The following is a 24,081-nucleotide window of genomic DNA, read 5'->3' on the forward strand; positions in this document are numbered from 1 at the left end:
TGACAAGCGATTGCTTAATTTTTTACGCCTGACAATGTAAAGCAATACAACCTCTCTTCCAACTGGCATAACATATTCACAAGTTTTATCTATAGGTCTTCTTCTGCCTCACTCTCAATTTCAGCGACTGAGCTTTTAAGAGACTCCGCGTCTTGCAACAATGAATCTAGCTCTGCTTCTGTATCTTTTTTACTTGACTGAGCATCGGTGTAAGTCTTGTGTTTTTCATGGATGATACCTCGCAATTCATTCATGTAAGTGATGTCAATCTGTGAGTTGGACGCTACCTCTAAATGATTGTGGTAGAGTAGTCTATCCCCATTCGTTGAAATAACTTGTTTAGAACCGCATTGTTTATCATCACTGCATTGAGCGTAGGTGAAGTAGCTTCCATTACTAAGCTTTAATTCATTTTCATATTTTTTAGCACTGTTAATATCAAACATGGAGTTTGTAGTGTAGAAAATGTCTTTCTTGCCCTTATTTAGCGTTATTGTGAAATTTCCATCGCTTACTGTATATTTAATAGGTACTATATCGAGTGTAGCAATTAAATCATTGTTATCATTTGAACCTTCACTTTTCAGTGCGGTTGCAATTCTTTTATATCTATCCCCTTTGAATTCTGATTCTTGTTCCTTGAGCTTAGGTGAATACGCATCAGCGTAGTCTATAAAACCATCCTCATTTACATCGACAGGAAATAGCCTATTTGAAATATAGGACATAATTCTATTTTCTACTGTACCCATCTTTGCTATTTCGTAAACTGAAGAGGTTATTAGATTTACAGAAAATTCCTCTGAGTCCAGTATCACTTCCTTTGGTATTACACCATAAATCTCTGAAGGCATATCAACAGGACTTGAACTACCAGCACTACCAAATGAAGATTTTACGAGAATGTAATCAATCTCTTGAGAGTCAAATTTGTCGTTGATAAAGGTTTGGCTTATTTTAAAGTTTCCAGCTTCGTCCGTACTCGTTGTATAAATAAGCTGAGATTTATCTAATGTAAATATATCAATTGATGCGTTAGATACCCCATTTTCACCTACATTTACCGAAGCATTTATGAAGCTCTTCTTATTATCCTCAGATAATTCTATTTTCAATCTAGAAGCTTGGCAGCTAGCAGTAGTGCCGCCATTTTGTCCCTTACACTCCCAGGAAACATTACTGCCAGAAGCAGGGAAGCTAGAAGGTTTATTGTGTTCGTCCCCAGAAGCACAAAAATTATCAGCGCTACCAAATTCAAAATCTGTATAGGAGTAGGTTTTGTTTGCTGAACCGCATACGCCATGGACTGGAGTAGGGGGTGTTGATACTGAACTATCATTGCCTCCACCGCCACCACCACACGAAGTTAGAAGTACGAGAGATACGGATAAAGCTAAACTCAGTTTTATTTCTTTCATTTGAAATCTTCCATTTTCATATAGTCATACTCCCAATACTCTGAATTTGGTTTTACGGGTAGTAACTCTTTTGGAATGAGGGGATGATCAATTTCAACCTCAATTCCTTTTAACCAAGCTAGCTTGGCATAACCAAGGGCTGGTATGGATAGAAGTTTACTGTAAGTTTTTCCACTGTTTCTATACCTATGTTTTTTTGTTGCAAGAGTCATAATTGCTTCTTCAATTTTAGGTATATCTTGTGTTCTGATCCCCTCAAGTGCATCTAAATCGGGAGTCATCCACTTCCAGTCTTTTTTCTCTGCTCTATTCCTGCTAACTTTAAGCTGCTTATCAAAAAGTTCAAAGTCACCTCTTATTAAGGCTTGGATTAATGGAACTAAAGATCCACCTTTAAGTCGAGAACTATAATTTTCACCTTTTATTTCTGAGAACCTTTCAATTAAATCAATGTTGTCAGAAAGTAATAAATATACAGCATCTTGAATGTAAAACTGTAATGATTGATCGCTATCAAAAATTCTTACATTAATCTCAATGGCTCTTCCATATAGAAAGAAAAATTGTTTCGCTTTTTCTAAATTTTCTTTGTTGAATAGGTGATATACTGCATGCGCGCTATAATATTTCCCACTAACTAAATTGGTGCAGCGAGCTTCTTCAGAAATTGAAAGTGTCCTATTTATTTTGGCTTCAATTCTTTTTATAGGGAATTTTTCAATTAAAAATTCTGATAGTTCTTTTTTCATTATTTTATCATTAATATATCTAAAGTTTCTTCACTTCTATTTACTCCTGCAACATACTTATCTATTTTGGTCAAGTTGTCCTCTAAAGATCTTGCCAGTTTCTCTTTTTCACCCCCTTCTTCAATTAACTTCTCTATAACTTTGTCAATCCATTCATCTGACATTTGGTTATGGTTATCTCCTTTACCTTTAGTTAATTTGGCTGCACCATTGTGAAGTTGTTTTGATTCTACAATAACTATTTTTGTTGGATTATCAAGTTGACCTTCTATGAAAATATCATCAAAACCATGCTTGCAGTTTGTATAATAACATCCTAACTCCTTGTATGACTTGTATGTGTCACCGAGTATTTCTTGGAAAACATTGTTCGTTAGCTCTTCTGTTTTTTTACCATCAGGATCATTTTTACCTTTCCCTTCATTTGCGATATCTTTGGCCTGTACCTTATTGTCTCCGCTTAGTTCAACACTCACCCCAAAATTATCAAATTTTTTCTTGCCCAAATAGGTGTCATATTCAACCGCTTTGATCTTACTCAGAGGCTGGCTTGTAGTTTTTAAAAACTTCTTTTTGACATCTAATGCTCGTGACGCAATAACCCCTGGTTGCCTATTTGTAGCTTTCTTGTATTTGCCTCCAATACCTAATGTCGCAAGTTCAAATGAGGCTCTTAACTCATCGTTTGAGTTTATGACGTCGGCAATATCACCAGCTTGTGATAAAATTTCATTTCTTAATTCTTCGTCTAATGAGTTAAAAGCATCTGAAGTGATGCCTTGTGTCTTTCTAAGAAATGCGTCTATTTCAGGTTGACCAGCACCGTAAATGGCTGAGTCGACTACGGAAAATATAGCTTTGAGTGTTCCTAAAGGGATTTTATAAGTGAAGCTTACAGCTCCATGAGCTCTATCCTTTATGCTGGCATTTGAGTCTAAAGCTATGTTTATTCCGTTCGCAACACTGTTTCCCGTCGCTACAATCTCATCTTTATATGTATTGAATGAGAGTGTTACAGCATTTTTCAATCGCTCAACAAGTTCCTTAGGAATACTATTTTCTAAGCGTTCAACATCTGCAAGTGAAAGAGAATCTTCTTCTCCGATATAGCATACAGATTTATATTCATGATCTAGGGGGGGGATTGAACTTGACTCATATATGTCAATATCATTCTTAACGTCTTCAGACAGTAGGTTTGACAGCAGCTTTAGGTGCTTTGAATTATTTGCTTGGAAAGACGGTGTGATGAGTCCTTGGTCATTTAAGCTGTATTCAACCCAAACAGAAGCTGGGAAGGGCGCTTCCTCACTATACTTAACATATATCAGGTAATTATATCTTTCGTCTTCTCCGTCAATAGTATAGGAGTATTGCTTTTGATCAGACTGGTGCTGGTCAATGAGGCAATTGTTATGTATATCAAGCCAAAGGCATTTTTCGTCACTATCTATGTTGTAAGATATGTTTTCTAAGTTTAGATTTGATAATGATTCGCTTATATATAAATCGATTTCACTTTTAGTGTCAGATTTTAGTATGGTGGACGTTATTATCTCAATGTCTTTCTGAGCTCTATCTATTTGGTTTAAGACTTCTGATAGCTTTTCTCGCTCAGCTTGTAATTTTCGCTTAATATATTTCTGCCTACCGTCACTATCATATATACCAAATCCAGAGTTCGATAATTTGTTACTAGCATTACCGTTCTTATCATATGCTACTGCTGACCACTCAAGATTTTCTCTTTTCCAGAATGGTTCTGTGGTTGCATCTGGGTAATTCGATTTTTCATATTCGTGCTCAGCGTAATATAAACCCGAACCACGATCTAAATTGACCTTGACTGGAGGCCTTTCACTACCATCGAAATTTACATCTAAATAGTCTAGATCTTCGTCGGGGTCATCTACTTTAAAAAGGATGACTGCTTTATCTGAGATTTTCAGGTACTTTCCTGACTTGCTCCTAAGAAAGTCTATCCCCTCATATTTATTCTCAGTTTTACCATGCTCAACAAGTGTTATAATTGGCGCAGAGTTGCTATCTGGTAAGCCAAAGATGGCTTCAGCATTACAATCACCTTTTATAAATAGTTCAATGGTGGTGTTGGTAGTATCTGATGTTGATTCACATGAGCCAGAAATACTCCACCGAATGAAGCTGTATCCAAAGTTTGGTTCAGAAGTGAAGGTGAGGTAGACAGGCTCATATAATACTTCTGAGCAGTCTCCTGGACAGTCAATTCCAGGGGCTGTTGTTCTGCCATTATTAGAAACAACTGACAGAGTAAAAGGGTCAGGAGATTCGACTATAAAATTACCGATAATTTCAGTTGTGACTGACTCTCCTTGGTTATCTTCAGCAGAGAATCTGAATTCATATGAGCCTGCGATATCAAAAGTCTCTGATTTTCTAAATGTATATCCCGTACTTACATTTCCAGAGATTGCATCAAGAACAAGGAGAGACCAATTTTCTTCTCCTTGGATACGATAGTGTGCAGTAGCGTTATAAATATTCTCAGAATCTGCATCTTGGAATATTGCTTCAAAGGAAATGCTTTCACCAATTTGAACTGATGAAGGAGAAGCATAACCAGATACAAATTCCGGTGGCTGATTTGGTGTCTGTTCTGGAGTAACTAGGATATACCAGTTTTCAGATCCACTGATGGTCTCTCCGTCTGGTCGGTTTTTCAGGAAGAGGCGTTTGTTTCCAGTTACTTCTGCTGTACATGTGAGTTTTAGCTGAGTGCCTAAGTTGTTTGTGCCTTCATTATGGCAATGGCTTTCAGAGTCTTCGATATTGGCAACAAAATCAGAGCCTAGTTGCTCACCTTCAATAGTAATCTCAGTAGGTTGATTCTGAACGATAGTGGCAGGGCTAAAGCTGCTGACTGTTGGAGCTTCGCTCTGAATGACAAAGTTCTTTTCGCCAATTTTCTCAGAGTTCAAATAATACTCAACGGACCAATTTCCAGGTTGCTTGTTAAGCAAACGTGTATGTGCTTTGTACCATTGATCTTCATTCCAAGTGAAGCTGCTTGACTCCCTCTCTTCAGTGCCGAGTTGAGAATTTACAAATAGCCATTCAACAACGTGTAGGCCATTAGATAAGCCTTCAAACTTAACCCATGCAAAGATATCTTCTGCTTCATCAAAAGAGCTTTGTTCCTTAGTGCAATCAAAAGGAGTCGATGATTGAACTTCAGAGCAGGTTTTGAAATCGTAACTGCTAGGGGGGTCTTCTGAGCGAATAAGAATGGACCAATCCTGAGTCGAACTGGTAGCACCAAGCTCGTCAACAGCTGTAACTGAAACTCTATATATACCAGGAGAGGTATAAGTTCGTGAAAAGGTTTGGACCTCGTTATTTGCTACTCTACGATTTTCTGTGTCACTTGTACCTGAGTCGGCTTTCCAGTTGACGTCAATTTGTTTTAAATTTCCATCCCTGTCAAAAGCGGAAACTGTAAAAGGAACCACCTCTCCGACAATGTAGCTATACTGAGGTTCTTCCAATGGTTCCTCAATAATAGTGAGCTCAGGGGAGTAATTTATGTCAGAAGACTCTTCGATTGTTATTGTCCACCTGAGAGTCTCACTAGCAGCATTTCTGTTATCGTATGCTGTTGCAGAGATTGTATATTGGCCTGCTGTATTAAAAACTCGAGAAAAAGTTTCTGGTTCGTAGTTGGTTGTTGGTCTGCCTTCAACTTCATTACTACTCCCATCATTCCAGTCAACATCAATCTGACTTAAGTTGTCGTCATTGTCGTGCGCGGATAATATTAAAGATACTTCGTCTCCTATTTCATAACGTGAATTAGGCAAGCTATGGGGCTGAAGGACTGGAGGACTGTTTTCTGTAGGTTGGGTAACTTCAACATACCAATTCTCAGATCCACTAATGGTATCTCCCCCTGCTTTATCCTTGAAATAAAAACGCTTACGCCCTATTTCAGCTGGACGACAGTTAAACTCGATTTGTGAATAAGAAACAGATGCTTTACCACAATGGACAGATGTCCCTTCAATATTGGCTACAAAATCAGACGAAAACCCTCGACCTCTTACAATGAAGTTTGTGAACTCCCCTAAGGTAGCCGTATTTTTTGAAATGCTATCTGCTTCAGGTGGGAGAACCGTGTAATTGTATGTTTGCGTCTCACTATAGAGAGCTCCATTGCTGAATATCCCAATTTTATATAAGCGATCGCCTGACTTTTTTATTGTTTTTGAATAGGAAAAATAAGTGCGGTTACTATTCTCTTCCATGATTTTGTAATCAAGCCAACCACCACCACCGTCTCCGAGAGCAATTCTTAGGTCATTCTCTCTTGGCAAGGCACTACTCAGAGTGACTGTAAAAGTGAAACTTTGATTAACATATCCTGGATTCGGACTGACACTCGTTGGTGATGCAGAAAGACTAAAAATGGAAAAGAAAAACACTAGAAAAAGAAAAAACTTCACTCAAACCTCCATTTGAAATATAAATGCAACCACTTGTTAACCATTTTGTTTACAATGTATCTTCTGGTTGTTATTTAATCAAGTTCGGTATGGGGAAGTTTTAGTATTTCTTACTCTATATCAATTTGTGTTGAAGTTGGAAGCTGGCCTGTCAGGCCATAGTGATTATTAGGCGTTATCGTTATAGTGACACTAGAGATCTTTATCAAAGTAACTACGAGATGGTTCAACGTTTCTGAGGTTTCTCACCTCAGCTTTTCTAGCTTCGATGATTGATGTTTTTGTATTCTTATCTTCAGAGAGATAGGACTCTAAGTAGTCTATCTCATTACGATCAATTAAGCCCTCTTGAGTGAGAGTATGTAGGTCTTCGATTGAAAATGAATTGATTGCCATCTCAAGAGTAGTAGTAGTTACCTCCATTGCATTTTGAAGGTCTTCTTTAGAACCTAATCGATCTTCCCAGCCTTGTTGGTCATAATAGTGAAAGCTTGCCTCTATATTCAGCCACGCTCTATAAGCCTCTTTAAAAGCTCTTGCTTTAGCTTCAAGAGAATCGTCTATAGGATGGTAAAAATGAGCTTTCAAAATAACACGCCTGTTAATAGAACATATAAGTGATTTTGTGCTTGATCGAGTTAAAAAGCAATAGCTGTAATATTACTTTGATTTTCAGAGGAAAAAACATTATTTTAATCAGCTATGGGACAAGCATTTTCACAGCAATTATGCGATATATCAGATAGTATGGGGTTGGGGCTATATCAGCGTTTAAGCACGCAAGAAGCCTCACTTTTTTTGCGTTGTCCATTGAAAACGGTCGAGCAACTGATTGCTCAAAATAAGATTGGTTACATATCCCTTCCAAATGCAGACATAGAGTTCTTTGGTTACATGCTTCTGGAGTACATGTTGGAGCACGTTAACGAACCAGTGAAGCAAGCCAAGCAGTCTCAAAACACACACCAGGAAAGAATCTTAAGGCTAGAAGAAGTTACCCAAATGGTTGGGCTTAGTCGCACAACATTGTGGCGTATGGAGCGAAAAGGCGAATTCCCTTCGCGCGTTCCGATTAGTAGTAGAAGTGTTGGCTGGCGCTCTGTTGATATCGAAAACTGGATGAAAAACAGATAAATTTATCTTTTTTCACCCGAGGGGTATAAAGTGGGGTATCACTACTTTTTCCCACTTTATTAGTTCAATTAAAACAGCTGCTTAGCTTCAGGGTGGGCGGCATGATGTAAATCTGCCTTTAGCCTAAGCTAATACTGAAAAACCCAAGCCATTGCTTGGGTTTTTTATGTTACTGATTTAGCACAGCTCGTTAGTAGAATGATGCTGTCTCAAGATAGCCCATTGAAATTTGATCTTATAGAGTATCATGGGGTTGTTTATAATCATAAATACCTAATCACTCGTTTGTAATGTCACTAACCTGTTACAGTGATTCAAACAGATATAAATCCAATACCTCTTCTTGATAGTTGCGATTAAATAGCTCGACAACTCTCATGCTGATACGGACCTGCAAGCCTAATAAAACCAAGCTTTATACACTGTTCAGTGGCCCAATTCCTACCGTACTTGATGTCAATTCTGGCTCATGGTAGCTGTTGAATTTGTTTTGGCATTCCCTGTCTAAGATACTGCTCAACAAACATGGACAATACATCAATCACTTTATCATCAGGCGTTTGTATACATCGTTAGCAATAAACGTCGCGACTTAGTCCTGCTACGTTACAAGTATATGCCACATTGACTTCAAACCGTGCTCGTAAGAGCTTGAGCTAAGCTCTACGCCTTCTTATATTGATAGAAGTTCTACTTATGAGCTGTTTCAGTTTATGGAGGAGATACTTTGCACTTTCACCTAAATAGAGCCAAATAAAAAAGCATCTATGAGATAGGCATAAACTTTGCCTAGTTTGTAAAGCCACTAATAGAAGGATTTATACAATGAAGGTTCAAAATCAATCGCTTGTATATAGTCAGCAAATAGTTCAAGCTCAGCAAACTGTATCTGGTGAAAAATCAGGCAAAATATTGCTGTCATCTGGGGCGGCAAGTGGTCATACGGAAAATGATAAATTTGATTTTACCAATATGACGATGAAAGAGCTTTCTCAAGCATCAAAAGCTTTGTATGACGAAGGTGTACTGACCTTGGGGCAACACGCGTCACTTTCACTGAATTATACAGCGACGGCGACAGGGCTAAATCAGGGGGATGGGCAAGTTTCCTTGAGTGCATTATCTAAAGCCGAAAATGAGAAAGTAGATGTTATTGCAATGCAAAAAGAGCGATTAAGAGAGGCCACTGCGAGCGGTGCACCAGCCTCTCAAGTAGCGTTCTCCAAAGAGCTTCTCCATACACTAGAAGCTTATCATTTTGGAGGTGCGGGGAGATTCCACGCGAGTGTTTAACTATCTGATATACAGGCGTTCATCTTCTTGGTTGTTTGGTAAGCAGATCACGCGATGATACTCCTTGTTGTGGAGCTGATGAGAGCAAGGGAAAATTGCTAAGTTGTTAATAGTACGAAATCTGAATTATTCACAAAAACGCCTTGCCCTCACAGGTGTTATCCTCAGAAATAAAATGTTCAATTTTTTTCGAGATGGGCTTTGCTTTTCGCTTTAAGAGTGCGTTTACTATTGAGATCCTGTTTTAGAGCGTATTTTTGAAATGTTGTTGACTTTGAGCTCTACTAAATCGCCGCTCACATGGTCCTCAAGTTCTCGCTCTATATCAAAATCAATGTGTTTTTTACGTATTCAGTAATAACCTCAAAGATTAGATTTACTGAGCAAGCACCAGTTCTGCCAATTCTTTTTTGGCATTAATGCGCAGTGATATGAGAGCATGTGATTGGCGTACATCGGTAAGGTAATCGAGGTTTTTTGGCAGTTTTCCGATCACGTTAAATTGTTTGTTACCAAGTTCATAGTGCCATAACTCATATTGTTCATTGATGCCATATAGACGTTCTCCATCAAGTATAAATCGCTTGTCACTGCCTTGGTCTATTAGCGTCTTTATCAGGGTATCTTCAATGTCGCCTGATCGCCAAAACCTATCCAAATTGTCAGTGTAGATGATTTGCCCTGTGGTACTTTTTTGCGCCCAGTTTACAGGCGTATCTCTTAGTTCTGTATAAGATAAGTTTGCCAAATCAAGTTGGGCAAATTTGAGTAAGCCGCCAATCCTGATATTGGCCAGTGCAGTTTGAGCGCCACTGTCCCAGTGAAAAAGTTGATCAATAGGGAAGGGGAACGTAAAGTGCTGGCTGTTTCCGTTGAGGCTAAGTTGATAGATTTCCTTCGCTGAATTAGCTAAAAGGCTCTGTCCATCTTTTGCCCAGTAAAATCCATCAATATAGCTATCCATAGCAAAATGTGAGAGCTGCTGAGTTGCCTTCCCATCGCTTATCCAAATTTGGTCAATGCCAGAGCGCTGTGAACTAAAGGCCAGTTTATTACCCATAGGTTGGAATGTCGCGCTATCTTCTGCAGAAATTGAGCGTTCAATAATACTGTATACCTTGCGATGATTGTCATGCATTGGATCTTGAGCCGAGTTCTCAAGTTCATTTAGTGACACCGATGCAATGTCACTGTCGTAGAAACCTTTGGTCACGAGGATACGACTGCCACTGGGGTGAAAGTTTGGTGATCCCATAGGCTCATCGAGAGGAAGGCTCACATTATCAATTTGGCCGTCGTAAGAAAGAGTAAATAACTGCCTACCGGTACTGAATAAAAGCTGCTCATCAAAAGGCGAAAAGTTAGGGGAAATAAAGCGGTACTGTGCGATTTCACTTGGATAGTTAATGGCGACTTTTGAATGGACCTCTCCGTCGGGGGAAAGGATTTGCAGGTAGTACTCTCCCTGCGTATTGACGCTGGTGAGGGCGATAAGATCCTCTGATGGAGAATAAGCAAACTGAATGACGTTGTCATCAAGGGAGCCGTAAATTTTATGGCTTTGCTGAGTATCTATGGCGTAACTGATCAGCTTCCATCTATTTTGATGCTGCTGTAGCAGCGCAAGGTGATTACCCTTCATCCACTTAGGTGAGCGGATCCGCGAGTTTTTACATTCCATGAGCGTTTTAGGTTGCTGTGGTGAGACGAGTGACTCTGCAAAATCTAGGCTCATCAGTTTATAACACTGCTTTTGTGTAACTGGTTGTCTGCAATCTTGTTGTTGAACAAAATAAAGTGTACGGCCATCCTCTGAAAAAGTATGTTTTCCATGTGAGCTTAAATTTTGTGTTAATTGATATTCTCTCTGAGTGCCCGTATGTTTTGCCCATATATTGTTAATACACAGGCGCTCTTCATAGCGATGGAAAACCACATAGTCACCATTTGGTGAGTATATACCGGCATTTTCCCTATCATCGGTTGCTGTTAAAGCGGTTAGTTTGGCGACTGATAAAGAAGTGGGTTGCGGCTTAAGAAAGATAACTGGGGCGCCAATTATGGCAAATAGCAGTGTACCAAATAACGCGACTTTTTTATTGCTTGTAGGCTTGGTGCTCACCCTGTCTTTTGTATGTACCGTTTGCTCACTCGACTGAATTGCTGTATTCAAAGGCTCCGTTACGGTTGTCGCTGTTGAGGCACCGGTTTTTTCACCCCATTCAACTTTCGATTCTAAGCTGTAGCCTTGTTTTGCATGAGTTTTAATTACAACTTGTACTTTACCGTCGTCACCGAGTGCTTTTCTCAATTGGGCAATACTACGTTGCAAAGTATTAGGGGATACAATGGTATTTTGCCAAACGCTGTCGAGCAGCATATCTTGGCTGAGCACTTCTCCTTGGTGTTTGGCTAAGACGGTAAGCACGGCTAAGGCCTTTGGTGCCAGAGTTTGGATATGATCTTGGTGTGAAATTTGGTTTCTGGACAAATCGATATAAAAGTCGCCTACCCAATACTGTTGTTGCATAGCCCTTCCTACTGATAGTCAGCAATTATTGTAATTATCTTAACTTGCATAAAGCAAGGTTAACATATGCATTTGATAGATAAACATCAAATCATAACCTGTTGAAAATTTTGCTATTTTATTTTTCATTGTAAAGTCAAAGAGACGTCAGTAAGACATCAAGCATCTCACTCTAAGCAGGTTAATCTTATCACCGAGTTAGCCAAAGAGACACCGATGGGCAAGCTATAAAGCGGCTGTTTTAGCCGAGCCCACTTAGCATAAATAACGAGGAATAATGATGAAAAAATATGTGCTGACATTGATATACATGATGATACCGCTGATGAACATTCAGGCCGCGGAGTTTGCATCGTATACCATGCCAAGAACGCAAGTTGTGCCAATCACCAATTCAGTCAATGGTGGCCAATACGAGTTATTGGTCAAGCTACCTGAAGAGTATGGAAAAGATCCAAAACGTCGCTACCCAGTTGTTTATTTTACCGATGCGGTATGGCAACTTGATTTGTTGTCAGCGGCAACCACATTTTTAATGGATGAAGTCATTTTAGTTGGCATATCTTGGCAAAAAGACATGCCTAAGATCAATGGTGAACCCGCAGCGCCACATGCCAGTCGATTTCGTGATTATACGGTCACTCCGTCAAAGGATCAGGCTAGGCAGGCAAAATATCATTTTGGCCAAGCTGCGGAGCATTTAGCTTTTATTCGCAAAGATGTTTTTAAACGGATTGACGCACTTTATAACACCAAACCAAAACAGCGCGCATATTTTGGTTATTCACTTGGCGGGCAATTTGGAATGTACGCATTGATTGCACAGCCAGATACTTTTAATCACTACATATTGGGTAGTCCAGCTCTCGGTGGCAGCGTGGATTATTTAAGTGAATTACTGATCAAACAGAAGCAACTAGACGCAAATGTGTTTATTTCATATGGCGACCAAGAACCGCGACTGAAAAAGCATGTTGATAAACTGATATCTAGGTTAAATGAGCATAAACAGGGCCAGCTGTCTTTGACACATGAAGTGATGGATGGTGACCACTCGCAAGCAGTGCCAATGACCGTCGCCCGCGGCGTGACATGGTTATCAAATCTATAAGAAACATTTGTTTGCGCTGATAAGTGCGAATATATAGGAGTCACTTATGATATCACCGATTAATTTATTAACGAGAAGGTTATTGATTATATTAAGCTCTTTTTCAGGCCTGACCGCTACAGCTGTGTCTGCTCAGACTGCTACAGTAACTGCGCCAAAGGCTGCTGAGACGGAAAAAAAGCTACCATTATTAGAATTCCCCAGTTTGACGGTGCCCTATGTTAGCTTTTTACCAGAAAAGTTAAATGACGGTATTCGGGTTGGTAACTTTGATAGCGCCAATGGCGATAAAAACATGTTAAAAAGTTTGGCCGAGGAAATAAGCGCTCAAAAACTAGGTAAGTACGATAGTTTGTTGGTGATGAAAGGTGGTGAACTTATTTTTGAGTCTTATTATTTGAAGGGGAGAGTTGACCAGCCTCACCGCCAAGCGTCTGTTACTAAAGCAATACTGAGTCTAGCAATTGGTCGAGCTATTGCTCTGGGCCATCTAAAAATGGTAGATCTGCATAAACCTATTGTGTCATTTTTTAACGGTTTGAACTCTAACCAACTTACTTCAGGAGTTAATAGCATCACATTGCATCAAGCTTTAACGATGCAATCAGGGTTACGTGTAAGGGATGAGCTCTTGCCGGCGTCTAGTGTGCAATCGAGTCACAATCCATTGCAAATGTTATTGTCATCTACATCGCCAATTGACCCCACTAACCGTACTTTTCACTATCAAAGTGAGGACCCCGCGTTGGTAATGCAGGTACTCAATGCGGTGGTGCCCAATGGCGCTAACGCTTTTATCGAAAAGGAGTTATTTCATCGGTTAGGGATCTTCAATTACCGATGGCGTGAAGGTGACGATGGTTTACCGATAGGCGCATATGGCGCCCAGTTAACGTCAAGGGATATGGTTAAACTAGGGCTGCTAGTTAAGTCAGAGGGAAATTGGCAAGGGGTACAATTGATACCCAAAGCGTATTTGGCCAAGTCATCAAACAAAGTTGTGGCACTTAAAGATAGCGATATATTTTTTACAGGGAAATACGTTAAGAATCCTAGCTATGGTTATTTTTGGTGGCAAGCAGATATGTTAGTTGCCAATATGCGCTATTTTACTCGATCAGCTCAAGGAGGAGGTGGGCAGTATATTGTTGTGATAGATGACTTAGACTTGATAATAGTTACAACAGGTCATGAGCGAAACGAACAAACAATGAAGATCATTGCTACAAAAGTGTTACCTATTTTTATAGCAAATAAGTGATAGGTTTAAATAAATGAGTTTTTCTTTTTAGAAAACTCATTTATTTTTAATTCGAATACCCCTAACTAGCTAGATAGAAAAGGTTATATTTTATTCAGAAAAAGTTGTGGTTTTTATAAGGTTAGAATGTTTGTACTTTGTTTTTAAATTGGGTACTTTGGGGTTGTCAATTATAAAAAACAGGAATAAAAAAATGAATATCAAATTAAAAACAACAAAATTGAAATCGTTAACTAAAAACCATAACTCGCTTGGTAAAGATATGACACCTCATGTAGCCGGCGGTAGCAGTCGCCCAGGTGGTGGTACTTATGTCCCTACTGCTGAAATCTCATGTGTAGATTATGAGTGTCATACATCTCCAGGCCCAGGCAGACCATGTGATATTACAGGTACTATGGTAGATTATTAATCTAGTTCAGATATGAGCTCTTAATTGAGCTCTTTTCTAAGTTTCCGTATTGCCACCTCAATTTAAAGTCCTCACCAGTTAATAATTAACCCTCAGCGCCATTGTAGATGAAGTTGGTTTTCCACTCAAAGTAAAGCACTGTCCTAGGTTGAGTTTTTATCAGGTTTAAAGTGCACTGACTTTCTCCGTGGTGTGTTAGTTTGTTTTCTATTCTTTACGCTTCAATAAAAAGGGCGTTTTGTTGAAAATACAGCTTAATAGTTAGCAATAAAAGCCGATAAATTTGAGTCTTAGTCAATGCTGAGTGAAGAAAATATTTAAGAACGAATTGTGTGTTGTATGTATAAAAATAATGAGCTATAGATTTTTAAATTTTTTGTTTAAGTAGTTGGTATCTATATAAGGGGGGTAATTTTTATGGCGGAGATTATAATTTAGAAAATTCTTGATTTTTTGCTTTTAAAGGTTTGTGTGGTTTTTTATAGGTGTAGTATTATGATTTTTATTTTTAATAAAAATATTTATTAATTGTCTGTTTTGGTGTTGTTTTTTGTGGTTTTATTTTCTTTTTTTGATATTTTTTAAAGGCACTTAATCACAATGCAAAAGGAATAAAAATGAATATTAAACTGAAAAAAACAAAACTAAAGTCACTAACAAAAAATAGCGATTCAATCTCACAGGATATGACTCCACAGATCGCAGGTGGTATACAGCATAGCCATCATTGCGACTCTTTCGGCTGTAACACGGCAAAACGACCAGCAGGAAGATGTGTTATCACTGGTACAGATCCTGAAACTGGCAGCCAGTTCTGCTAATACCATTAAAGTATTACAATTGTAGGGAATGTACTTAAAGTACGGCCCTACTTTTCTATATATATTCGTTGTTTTTACCTATCTATCTGTATTTTAATATTAAATTATTTTTTCCTTCCATTCTACGATGTTTTCATCAGTACTATCTTTGCAGCAATTCAAAATAAAGTAATTACTCAAACGTGGTGATGTTTATCACAAAACAAAACTTGCAAGGTGGTTGTTTTTTTACTAATCGTTAAAGAAGTCATGCAGTTTGGGCAATAAAAGGCCTATTGACAGTCATCCAATAATAAAAACCCTTCAAGACTAAAAATATAAGGGCTCGGAGACGTCACATGAATCTTGCTAAATTACAGCTGTTCAATTTTTTAAGCCTTATTCTGGTTAGCTTCAGTTCTGTAGCCAGTGATTACAATATGCGTCAGGGTGTGACTGATGTGAGTAATGAGGTGTATGAACTGCACATGACAATTTTTTTAATTTGTTGTGTGATAGGAGTGATTGTTTTTTCGGTGATGTTTTGGGCACTAATACATCACCGTAAATCCAAAGGAGCGCAACCAGCTCAGTTTCATGAAAGCACCAAAGTAGAAATAATTTGGACGGCGATTCCATTTGTCATACTGGTCGTGATGGCCATTCCCGCGACCAAAACATTGATAGCTATGGAGGATACCAGTAAATCGGATTTAACAATCAAAGTTACAGGCTCTCAGTGGAAGTGGCACTATGAATACATGGGGCATGACGTTGATTTTTTCTCAGTTCTTTCCACCCCCAAAGATCAAATTGATAACCTACAAGCAAAAGATGAACACTATTTACTCGAAGTTGATAAGCCCTTGGTGATCCCAACAGATCGCAAAGTAAGGTTTTTATTGACCTCAGATGATGTTATTCACTCTTGGTGGGTGCCTGATTTTGCGGTGAAAAAAGATGCCAACCCAGGTTTTATAAATGAAGCTTGGACCCGTGTAAATGAGCAGGGCATTTATCGCGGCCAGTGTGCGGAGTTGTGCGGAAAAGATCATGGTTTTATGCCCGTTGTAGTGGAAGCCCGTTCTCCAGAAGACTTCGATGTTTGGTTGGCGGATGCCAAGCAAGCAAAAGCCGATGCAATGCAAGCCGAAGCAGCGTCGGTTGGCGCAACCTTGTCTAAAGATGAGCTTATGGCTACTGGTGAAAAGGTTTATATGGCTTATTGCGCCGCATGTCATCAACCTACGGGGCTTGGCTTGCCCGGCGTGTTCCCTGCCATGAAAGGCAGTGCGGTGGTTAATGGCGAACTTAAGGCGCATATCGACATTTTAGTAAATGGCCGCCCTGGCACTGCGATGCAAGCGTTTGGCAAGCAGCTTACATTAACCGAGATTGCTGGAGTCATTACCTATAAGCGAAATAGTTGGGGTAACGATACCCAAGAGGTAGTTCAGCCTGGACAAATTCAGGCCTTCATTGATGGTACAAAGGAGAAAGAGTAATGTCGACTACCGCACAAGAACAAGCTGTACCGCATGAACACAACCACGGTGCTCCCTCTGGGCTGAAACGCTGGATTTTTACAACTAATCATAAAGATATCGGATCTTTGTATCTGCTGTTTTCACTGCTGATGTTTTTAACCGGCGGTGCGATGGCGATGGTCATTCGCGCAGAGTTATTTCAACCAGGAATGCAACTTGTAGACCCCCACTTTTTTAATCAAATGACCACTGTTCATGGTTTGATAATGGTGTTTGGTGCGGTTATGCCTGCATTTACTGGGTTAGCAAACTGGATGATCCCTATGATGATAGGCGCACCAGATATGGCATTGCCCAGAATGAACAACTGGAGTTTTTGGATACTGCCATTTGCCTTTGCCATTTTACTTGCTTCACTTTTCATGGAAGGTGGCGGCCCGGCATTTGGATGGACGTTTTATGCTCCACTATCGACAACCTACAGTAACGACAACACTGCATTATTCGTTTTTGCTGTCCACATTATGGGGATTAGCTCCATTATGGGAGCTATCAATGTCATAGTCACCATTGTTAACTTACGTGCGCCAGGTATGACATGGATGAAACTCCCATTATTTGTATGGACCTGGCTGATAACTGCATTCTTACTTATTGCGGTGATGCCAGTGTTAGCTGGCGCTGTGACTATGGTATTGACCGACAAGTATTTTGGCACCAGCTTTTTTGATGCCGCTGGGGGTGGTGATCCGGTGATGTTTCAACATATTTTTTGGTTTTTTGGTCACCCAGAAGTGTACATCATGATCCTCCCTGCATTCGGTATCATTTCTACCATAGTACCAACATTTTCTCGTAAAAAGCTCTTCGGCTATGCCTCTATGGTTTATGCGACGTCCTCAATTGCCTTGCTCTCATTTGTGGTATGGGCGCACCATATGTTTACCACAGGTATGCCTTTGGCAGGAGAGTTATTTTTTATGTATGCAACCATGCTGATCTCCGTGCCTACTGGCGTAAAAGTGTTTAATTGGGTCGCGACTATGTGGCGAGGGGCGATTAGTTTTGAGATCCCCATGATGTTTGCTATTGCGTTTATTGTGTTATTCACGTTGGGTGGATTTTCAGGTCTGATGTTAGCCATAACGCCTGCAGACTTTCAGTATCACGATACATATTTTGTTGTCGCGCATTTCCATTACGTATTGGTTACAGGTGCAGTGTTCTCGATAATGGCTGCTGCATACTATTGGTTGCCAAAGTGGACAGGCAACATGTATAGCGAAACACTGGCTCAATGGCATTTTTGGTTATCTTTGGTGAGTGTCAATGTGCTCTTTTTCCCAATGCATTTTGTCGGTTTAGCAGGTATGCCGAGAAGGATCCCTGACTATGCGCTGCAATTTGCTGATTTTAACGCCATCATCAGTATCGGTGGCTTTGCATTTGGATTGTCTCAACTGCTGTTTGTTGCCGTCGTATTTAAGTGTATTGCTGGCGGTAAAGCTGTTGCTAACAAAGTGTGGGATGGTGCAGAAGGGCTAGAGTGGCAAGTGGCTTCGCCAGCGCCCTATCATACTTTTTCAACACCTCCTAAGGTGGACTAAATGCACACTGCCCTTTTACGAAAACTGATACTTGCGGTGCTAGGGATGTTTGCATTTGCGTTTGCATTAGTGCCGTTATATGACGTTTTTTGCGACATAACAGGATTGAATGGCAAAGTAGATTTGGTTGTTGCTCAACAAAGTGAAACGGTAGATGATTCTCGGCAGGTCGAAGTCAGCTTTACAACTCACGCAAAAAGTAGCGCGCCATTTAGTGTCAAAGCTCAGCAATATTCTGTGAGTGTGCAGCCCGGCAAACTGTCTGAAGTGCAATTTGTAGCATATAACCTCAGCGATCGAGCGAGAGTGATGCAGGCAATACCGTCGGTTTCTCCTGGCCAAGCTGCTAAGTATCTTCATAAATTGGCATGTTTTTGTTTTGATCAGCAGCCACTGGCGGCGAATCAGTCAATGGAATTCACTTTGCGATTTTACGTAGATACTGAATTACCAGCGGACGTACAAGAGCTCACCCTATCTTACACGCTATATGATGTAACAGACACAACAGCGAGCAACTTAATTCAAGTGCCCGGTTTGAAGGTGGAACAGTATATTTCGACTAAGCATAGTATTATGCGAGGACCTCAAAATGGATAAAAGTTACCAAACTTATTATGTGCCAGAGCAAAGTCCATGGCCAATTATAGGTGCCGTTGCCATGTTTTTAATTGCAGTGGGAGCGGGGCTTACAGTGATGCAATTAGAGAAGGAAAGCAGCTCTGGCGCTTGGGTTTTATTCTCTGGGATTGTGGCTTTGATTGCCATGATAGTCGGTTGGTTTAGGCATGTTATTGATGAGTCCATGAGTGGTTTATATTCGGCGCAAATGGATAGGTCGTTCCGCCAAGGTATGGGGTGGTTTATCTTCTCCGAAGTAATGTTCTTTGCTGCATTTTTTGGCGCTTTGTTTTACGTCAGAATGTTCGCGGTACCTTGGTTGGGAGGGAGTAGTAATAATTTGATGACCAACGAAGTATTGTGGCCTCAATTTGAAGCTGTTTGGCCGCTATTAGTAACGCCAAATGGAGATGTAACACAAGCTATGCCGTGGCACGGGTTGCCGTTGACCAATACTATTATTCTTCTTACCTCATCTGTCACATTGCATTTCGCACACACAGCAATAGAGCGCGATGAACGTCAAAAACTAAAGGCCTTTCTCGGATTAACGATACTACTCGGTTTCGTATTTTTAGGTTTTCAAGTTGAAGAATATGTGCATGCGTATATGGAGCTGGGGCTAAAATTAGACTCAGGGATTTACGGAAACACATTCTTTATGTTAACCGGGTTTCACGGCATGCATGTAACGTTAGGGGCGCTCATGTTGCTTGTTGTTTGGCTCAGGGTGATGAAAGGACATCTAGATTCTAATCAACATTTTGCGTTTCAGGCTGCGGCTTGGTACTGGCACTTTGTTGATGTTGTGTGGTTGTGTCTATTCGTGTTTGTGTATGTGTTGTAGCCATAGGTTGAGGGTTAAAATTGATAAAGCCGATTTGACTAAAAAGTGTGATGCATAAAATTACGATCAGAGAATACAACACTCGCTTACCAAGTAATTGAGACATGTTTTTAGATTTATCAGCGCCTTGAAGCATAACAATTAACGCATGAAAAAGATGAAAAAGAACAACTAAAAGTAATGCTGTAATAATCCATTTTATGAGCATGAAGGAGTCTGCCATCAGTGTATTTAATAAAAAGACTAGTACAGTTCTGGTGATTTTGGCAGTGATTGTAGTGATGTCAGTGTGCTTTAGATTGTCATATTGGCAATGGCAAAGAGCCACAAATAAGCAAGCGCTCTTAGAACAGCTAACAGAGCAGTCTCAAGACCAGAAGACCCTGTTCAGTCAAGACCCCGATTCACTGCAAGGTGTTAAGGCGGTTTTGACGGGAAAGCTAGACCAAAAACACTGGTGGCTACTTGATAATCAAATTGTGGACGGCCAAGTTGGTTATGACCTAATTGCAATATTTGACGCAGATGACAGTGCCGAACGTTTTGTCATTAACCTAGGGTTTGTACCAGCAGGAAAGAACCGGTCTCACCTTCCGGAAATTAGGTTTCCTAGTGGTCAGCTTAAGATCAATGCACAGTTTAAGATTGGCAAATGGTCGGGTTTTACGCTGGCCGAATATCCAAACCAAAGCGCACATCACAGCAACGTTTTACAGTACTTGGAGCACACATTTTTTAGTCGAGAACTAGAGGCTAAGATTTCACCACTGCTACTGATCGCAGATCAGACCGTTATTGAAGGTATTACTCCTCATTACGAGGCGGTTGTGATGAGTCCAGAGAAACACCGAGCTTATGCTCTGCAATGGTTACTGATCGGATTATCTGCGGGAGTCATAGCGCTTTTTGCGTCAAAAAGAGAATCGGGGAAGCTAAAATATGAATAAAACACTGTGGTTATTTGTTGGATGTTTTCTGTTGCCTGTAATCTTGGCTATAGCAGTACTTAAACTCGATTTGAGGCCCTCTTCAACAACCAATAACGGTAATTTTCTCCAGCATGAAGTTTGGTTGCCTGTTCAGCAGGACGACAAGCTATGGACCATTGTTTTAAATCTGCCAAGTGGTTGTGTATCAGCTTGCGAAATCCAGAAAAGCAATGCGCAAAATCTACACGTCGCGCTTGGAAAGAATCGCAGCAAGGTGTCTATTGTCATGGTAGGGGCGGGGGAACTTGCCATTGAACAAAGCGTGCAAGAGAAGCTCACTCCGGCGTCATTTTATCTTGTAAATAAGCAGGGTCTTGTTGTGCTGGAGTATCTGTACAAACCCGATCCAGAAGCGAACAGATTAGTCCTGAAAGGGCTATTAAAGGACATGAAAAAACTCTTAAATTACGCTCGTTCACAGTAAGGAGGCGCTATGTCTAATGTACTTCAACGTACTATTACATTTGCTTGTATGCTGGCGATTTGTGTGGTTGTGCTAGGCGCATACACTCGCTTGAGTAATGCTGGGCTAGGGTGCCCTGACTGGCCGGGCTGTTATGGGTTTTTAACTGTGCCCAATGAGATGCACGAAATTACAGCAGCCCAATTAAAATACCCTAGCAGCACAATTGAACCGCGCAAAGCCTGGATAGAGATGATACATAGATACTTTGCGGGCTGCCTTGCTTTGGTTGTGTTGCTGTTATTCTTTGTGATTGTTCGCTCCAAACAAAAGCATGCGCCTAAGATATTGGCTGGTGCATTGTTAATGATGATAGCTATTCAAGCGCTGCTTGGTATGTGGACCGTGACAATGAACTTACAACCGTTCGTGGTTATGGGGCATTTACTCGGTGGTTTTACAGTGTTGTCTTTGTTGACGCTATTATATTTAAGATGGTCACCGCCGCTCGTTGAGTATGAAGATCATGCTGCGCTGTGTTTTAAAGCTGGCATAGTATGTACGTGTATTTTGGTGTTGCAAATTGCACTGGGTGGATGGTTGGCGGCAAATTATGCAGCTCCTCATTGTACTGGCCTACCACTATGTTCAAATAGTGAATTGTTCTCTTGGCAAAGCTTATTGAGACTGCCAGAAAAATCAAGCACCTATGAATATGGAGTGCTGCCTTTTGAAACGCGGTTGTCGATACATTTGATGCATCGGATTTGGGCAAGTGTTACGTTACTGTCAATCGTTGCGATGGCTGTGTTGGTTCACATAAAAATAGCTCAGCCGATAATTCGTAAAGGAGCGAATCAAGTATTGGCTTTAGTTTTGCTTCAAGTGTTCATTGGTGGTGTGATTGTTTATTTTAAGTTTCCTATCCTTTTAACTCTATTTCATAACTTTATGGCTGCTTTGTTGCTTTTAGCTTTGGTTAGAACGTGCTTTTTACTCTCACGAGCTAGGCAGGTGTGGATATGAATATAGGATTGAGCAAGTATACCTATGTTTTTGACAGCGTATCGCGTGCCGGGCTCGCTTACTTGAATATTTGTAAGCCAAAAGTTGTGCTAATGCTTGTATTGACTGCGTGGGTTGGAATTGTATTGGCACCAGATACACAGCGAAGTAGCTGGTTTCAAGCGGGGAGCTTGATTGGTATCGGTTTAGTATCCGCTGCAGCGGCTGCCATCAATCATATTTTGGATCGTGCTCGAGATAAAAAGATGGCACGCACTCGGCATCGTCCTTTAGTTCAAAATCAATTAAGTGTACAGCAAGCCTACATTTTTGCGTTTATGATTGGTGTATTTGGTGTATGCATGTTGCTTTTGTTTAGTAATTGGCTGTGCACCCTGTTAACGGTTATGGCGCTGTTTGGGTATGCCGTCGTGTATACCGTTTTTCTGAAGCATTCGACTCCACAAAATATCGTGATTGGTGGCTTAGCGGGAGCGATGCCGCCACTGCTGGGGTGGGTGAGTGAAACCCAAGTACTAAGTGCTGAACCTTGGTTATTAGTGATGATTATTTTTACTTGGACTCCCCCTCACTTTTGGGCTTTGGCGATAGCACGAAAAAACGACTACAAACGTGCAAACGTGCCTATGCTGCCTGTGACCCACGGTACTAAATTTTCCAAACTCTGTATGTGTGTATATGCGGTACTACTTGCTTTGGTATGTATTTTACCTTATTTAATTGGTATGTCTGGTGTATTTTACTTGGTTGCAGCGTGTATTTTAAATATACGATTTTTACAAAAAGTGATGATTTTATATTTTGAATCAAATTCAGAGTCTGCAATGCAAGTTTTTCATTTTTCCATTAGTTATTTGTTGCTACTCTTTGGTTCACTATTTATTGATAAGCTCGTGACCTAATGCGCTTAATATTACTGCTTCTTATATCGACTCTATTATTGTCATGTAAACAGCCTGAGAAAGTTTCAGAGTTTACTGTGCGCTACCCTGTGCCTAAGCAATTAAAGCCGTTTGAATTAGTTGATCAAAATAATAATATAGTGACAAATGAGGCATTACTTGGAAAATGGAACTTACTGTTTCTTGGTTATACAAGCTGTCCAGATGTCTGCCCGATGACGCTTGCAAAGTTGACACAAATAAACAGCAAGATCAGCACTGTACGGCAGACTCAAATCTGGTTTGTTTCTGTTGACCCGCAACGAGATAGCCCACAAAAAAGAAAGGATTATATAGGGTATTTTGATGAGCAGTTTTTAGCAGTAACCAATAAACATAAGCAGCTTTTTCCTTTTGTCAGAGATATAGGTTTAATTTATGCCATTAATGATGGGACAGATGAGGATTACTATGTCGACCATAGTGCTTCAATCGCACTTATTAATCCTTTAGGGGAACTAAGCGCTATCTTTAAGCCGGAGTTCTTAAAAGGCCAGGTTCCAACCGTTAATACGCAACATATCGTTGAAGATTTTAAAATTATCTCTCAATCCTACTAATAACCCCATCGAGTGTTGTACCTGCATCTAAGTTAATAATATTTTTATTTCTTTTGCTCAGAATTTTGGCAATTTCATCATCAACGTCTAATCTAATCTTATCTACAATTTTTACAGGGAATGTGCCAAGCGCATGATTAAACTTCCTTCTGAGTTAGCCATCAATAAAGTTGAAGAACTGTATCAGATGTTTGTTCAAGAACTAGAAACAGGGCAACCAATCTGTATCGATATCAATGATGTTTGTAAAGTTGACACCGCTTCAATTCAAATGTTGTGTGCATTGCAAAAACGCTTAATGAATTTTGATCAGCAGATAACTTGGCATGGTGATAGCCCTATTTTGTTTGAGTCTGTAGAACAACTTGGTTTAACCGAAATTTTATCCTTTAGCAGTAAGATTTAAGAGGTCAA

General features: G+C 40.1%; 22 protein-coding genes. 16 read left to right on the forward strand and 6 right to left on the reverse strand.

The features are described from left to right. Positions 1–89 precede the first annotated feature (89 nt). The 4 genes from MHN81_RS13920 to MHN81_RS13935 all read right to left on the reverse strand — a co-directional run bounded on the left by MHN81_RS13920 (position 90) and on the right by MHN81_RS13935 (position 7,233). The gene (locus MHN81_RS13920; RefSeq protein WP_239425996.1) at positions 90–1,418 is read right to left on the reverse strand and encodes a hypothetical protein; all 1,329 of its coding nucleotides are present in this window, start codon (positions 1,416–1,418) and stop codon (positions 90–92) included. Beyond that, positions 1,415–2,167 (reverse strand): Imm49 family immunity protein, encoded by a 753-nt coding sequence (locus tag MHN81_RS13925; protein ID WP_239425997.1) that lies wholly within the window; start codon positions 2,165–2,167, stop codon positions 1,415–1,417. The genes MHN81_RS13920 and MHN81_RS13925 overlap by 4 nt, the downstream gene beginning before the upstream one ends. Continuing rightward, entirely contained in the window at positions 2,167–6,645 is a 4,479-nt protein-coding gene (locus MHN81_RS13930; RefSeq protein WP_239425998.1) for a hypothetical protein, read from the reverse strand. Before MHN81_RS13930 ends, MHN81_RS13925 begins: the two co-directional genes overlap by 1 nt. A gap of 192 nt (positions 6,646–6,837) precedes the next feature. Further along, a complete protein-coding gene (locus tag MHN81_RS13935; RefSeq protein ID WP_239425999.1) occupies positions 6,838–7,233 on the reverse strand; it encodes a hypothetical protein in 396 nt (131 codons plus the stop codon). A gap of 114 nt (positions 7,234–7,347) precedes the next feature. Between MHN81_RS13935 and MHN81_RS13940 the strand changes: the two genes are divergently transcribed. Together MHN81_RS13940 and MHN81_RS13945 are read left to right on the forward strand one after the other, a co-directional pair. Beyond that, the gene (locus MHN81_RS13940; protein ID WP_239426000.1) at positions 7,348–7,779 is read left to right on the forward strand and encodes an AlpA family transcriptional regulator; all 432 of its coding nucleotides are present in this window, start codon (positions 7,348–7,350) and stop codon (positions 7,777–7,779) included. 825 nt (positions 7,780–8,604) lie between these two features. Further along, positions 8,605–9,072, forward strand: a complete 468-nt coding sequence (locus MHN81_RS13945; RefSeq protein ID WP_239426001.1) for a hypothetical protein — start codon at positions 8,605–8,607, stop codon at positions 9,070–9,072. 376 nt (positions 9,073–9,448) lie between these two features. On the opposite strand, the gene MHN81_RS13950 is transcribed toward MHN81_RS13945, so the two are convergent. After that, positions 9,449–11,602, reverse strand: coding sequence for a winged helix-turn-helix domain-containing protein (locus tag MHN81_RS13950; protein ID WP_239426002.1), 2,154 nt, complete (start codon positions 11,600–11,602; stop codon positions 9,449–9,451). 277 nt (positions 11,603–11,879) lie between these two features. Between MHN81_RS13950 and MHN81_RS13955 the strand changes: the two genes are divergently transcribed. The 8 genes from MHN81_RS13955 (at position 11,880) to MHN81_RS13990 (ending at position 19,748) form a co-directional block, all read left to right on the forward strand. Then, complete coding sequence (locus MHN81_RS13955; RefSeq protein ID WP_239426003.1) at positions 11,880–12,713, forward strand: alpha/beta hydrolase-fold protein; 834 nt, start codon at positions 11,880–11,882, stop codon at positions 12,711–12,713. A gap of 46 nt (positions 12,714–12,759) precedes the next feature. Next, complete coding sequence (locus tag MHN81_RS13960) at positions 12,760–13,974, forward strand: serine hydrolase (RefSeq protein ID WP_239426004.1); 1,215 nt, start codon at positions 12,760–12,762, stop codon at positions 13,972–13,974. Between the two features lie 193 nt (positions 13,975–14,167). Beyond that, entirely contained in the window at positions 14,168–14,386 is a 219-nt protein-coding gene (locus MHN81_RS13965; RefSeq protein ID WP_023400694.1) for a hypothetical protein, read from the forward strand. Positions 14,387–15,003: 617 nt separating this feature from the next. Then, positions 15,004–15,207, forward strand: a complete 204-nt coding sequence (locus MHN81_RS13970) for a hypothetical protein (protein ID WP_023400693.1) — start codon at positions 15,004–15,006, stop codon at positions 15,205–15,207. A gap of 338 nt (positions 15,208–15,545) precedes the next feature. Then, a complete protein-coding gene (coxB, locus tag MHN81_RS13975; RefSeq protein ID WP_023400692.1) occupies positions 15,546–16,691 on the forward strand; it encodes a cytochrome c oxidase subunit II in 1,146 nt (381 codons plus the stop codon). Next, the gene (gene ctaD / locus MHN81_RS13980; RefSeq protein WP_023400691.1) at positions 16,691–18,280 is read left to right on the forward strand and encodes a cytochrome c oxidase subunit I; all 1,590 of its coding nucleotides are present in this window, start codon (positions 16,691–16,693) and stop codon (positions 18,278–18,280) included. Before coxB ends, ctaD begins: the two co-directional genes overlap by 1 nt. Beyond that, the gene (locus MHN81_RS13985; protein ID WP_023400690.1) at positions 18,281–18,880 is read left to right on the forward strand and encodes a cytochrome c oxidase assembly protein; all 600 of its coding nucleotides are present in this window, start codon (positions 18,281–18,283) and stop codon (positions 18,878–18,880) included. Continuing rightward, positions 18,873–19,748, forward strand: a complete 876-nt coding sequence (locus tag MHN81_RS13990) for a cytochrome c oxidase subunit 3 (protein WP_023400689.1) — start codon at positions 18,873–18,875, stop codon at positions 19,746–19,748. Before MHN81_RS13985 ends, MHN81_RS13990 begins: the two co-directional genes overlap by 8 nt. Here MHN81_RS13990 and MHN81_RS13995 read toward each other — a convergent pair. Next, a complete protein-coding gene (locus MHN81_RS13995) occupies positions 19,654–19,971 on the reverse strand; it encodes a DUF2909 family protein (RefSeq protein ID WP_331245856.1) in 318 nt (105 codons plus the stop codon). The genes MHN81_RS13990 and MHN81_RS13995 overlap by 95 nt on opposite strands. Here MHN81_RS13995 and MHN81_RS14000 point away from each other — a divergent pair. The 6 genes from MHN81_RS14000 (at position 19,949) to MHN81_RS14025 (ending at position 24,073) form a co-directional block, all read left to right on the forward strand. Further along, complete coding sequence (locus tag MHN81_RS14000) at positions 19,949–20,695, forward strand: SURF1 family protein (RefSeq protein WP_023400688.1); 747 nt, start codon at positions 19,949–19,951, stop codon at positions 20,693–20,695. The genes MHN81_RS13995 and MHN81_RS14000 overlap by 23 nt on opposite strands. Beyond that, positions 20,688–21,161, forward strand: a complete 474-nt coding sequence (locus MHN81_RS14005; RefSeq protein ID WP_239426005.1) for a transmembrane cytochrome oxidase associated protein — start codon at positions 20,688–20,690, stop codon at positions 21,159–21,161. The genes MHN81_RS14000 and MHN81_RS14005 overlap by 8 nt, the downstream gene beginning before the upstream one ends. A 9-nt stretch (positions 21,162–21,170) precedes the next feature. Further along, on the forward strand, positions 21,171–22,166 hold the full coding sequence (locus tag MHN81_RS14010; RefSeq protein WP_023400686.1) for a COX15/CtaA family protein: 996 nt from the start codon (positions 21,171–21,173) through the stop codon (positions 22,164–22,166). Further along, positions 22,163–23,068, forward strand: a complete 906-nt coding sequence (gene cyoE / locus MHN81_RS14015) for a heme o synthase (RefSeq protein WP_275446999.1) — start codon at positions 22,163–22,165, stop codon at positions 23,066–23,068. Before MHN81_RS14010 ends, cyoE begins: the two co-directional genes overlap by 4 nt. Positions 23,069–23,145: 77 nt before the next feature. Continuing rightward, positions 23,146–23,667, forward strand: a complete 522-nt coding sequence (locus MHN81_RS14020) for an SCO family protein (RefSeq protein WP_343224733.1) — start codon at positions 23,146–23,148, stop codon at positions 23,665–23,667. A gap of 133 nt (positions 23,668–23,800) precedes the next feature. Then, the gene (locus tag MHN81_RS14025; protein ID WP_023400683.1) at positions 23,801–24,073 is read left to right on the forward strand and encodes an STAS domain-containing protein; all 273 of its coding nucleotides are present in this window, start codon (positions 23,801–23,803) and stop codon (positions 24,071–24,073) included. Positions 24,074–24,081: the final 8 nt, after the last annotated feature.

Origin of the sequence: Pseudoalteromonas sp. Of7M-16, assembly GCF_022347805.1 — a bacterium.
In the GTDB taxonomy this organism is placed as follows: domain Bacteria; phylum Pseudomonadota; class Gammaproteobacteria; order Enterobacterales; family Alteromonadaceae; genus Pseudoalteromonas; species Pseudoalteromonas luteoviolacea_F.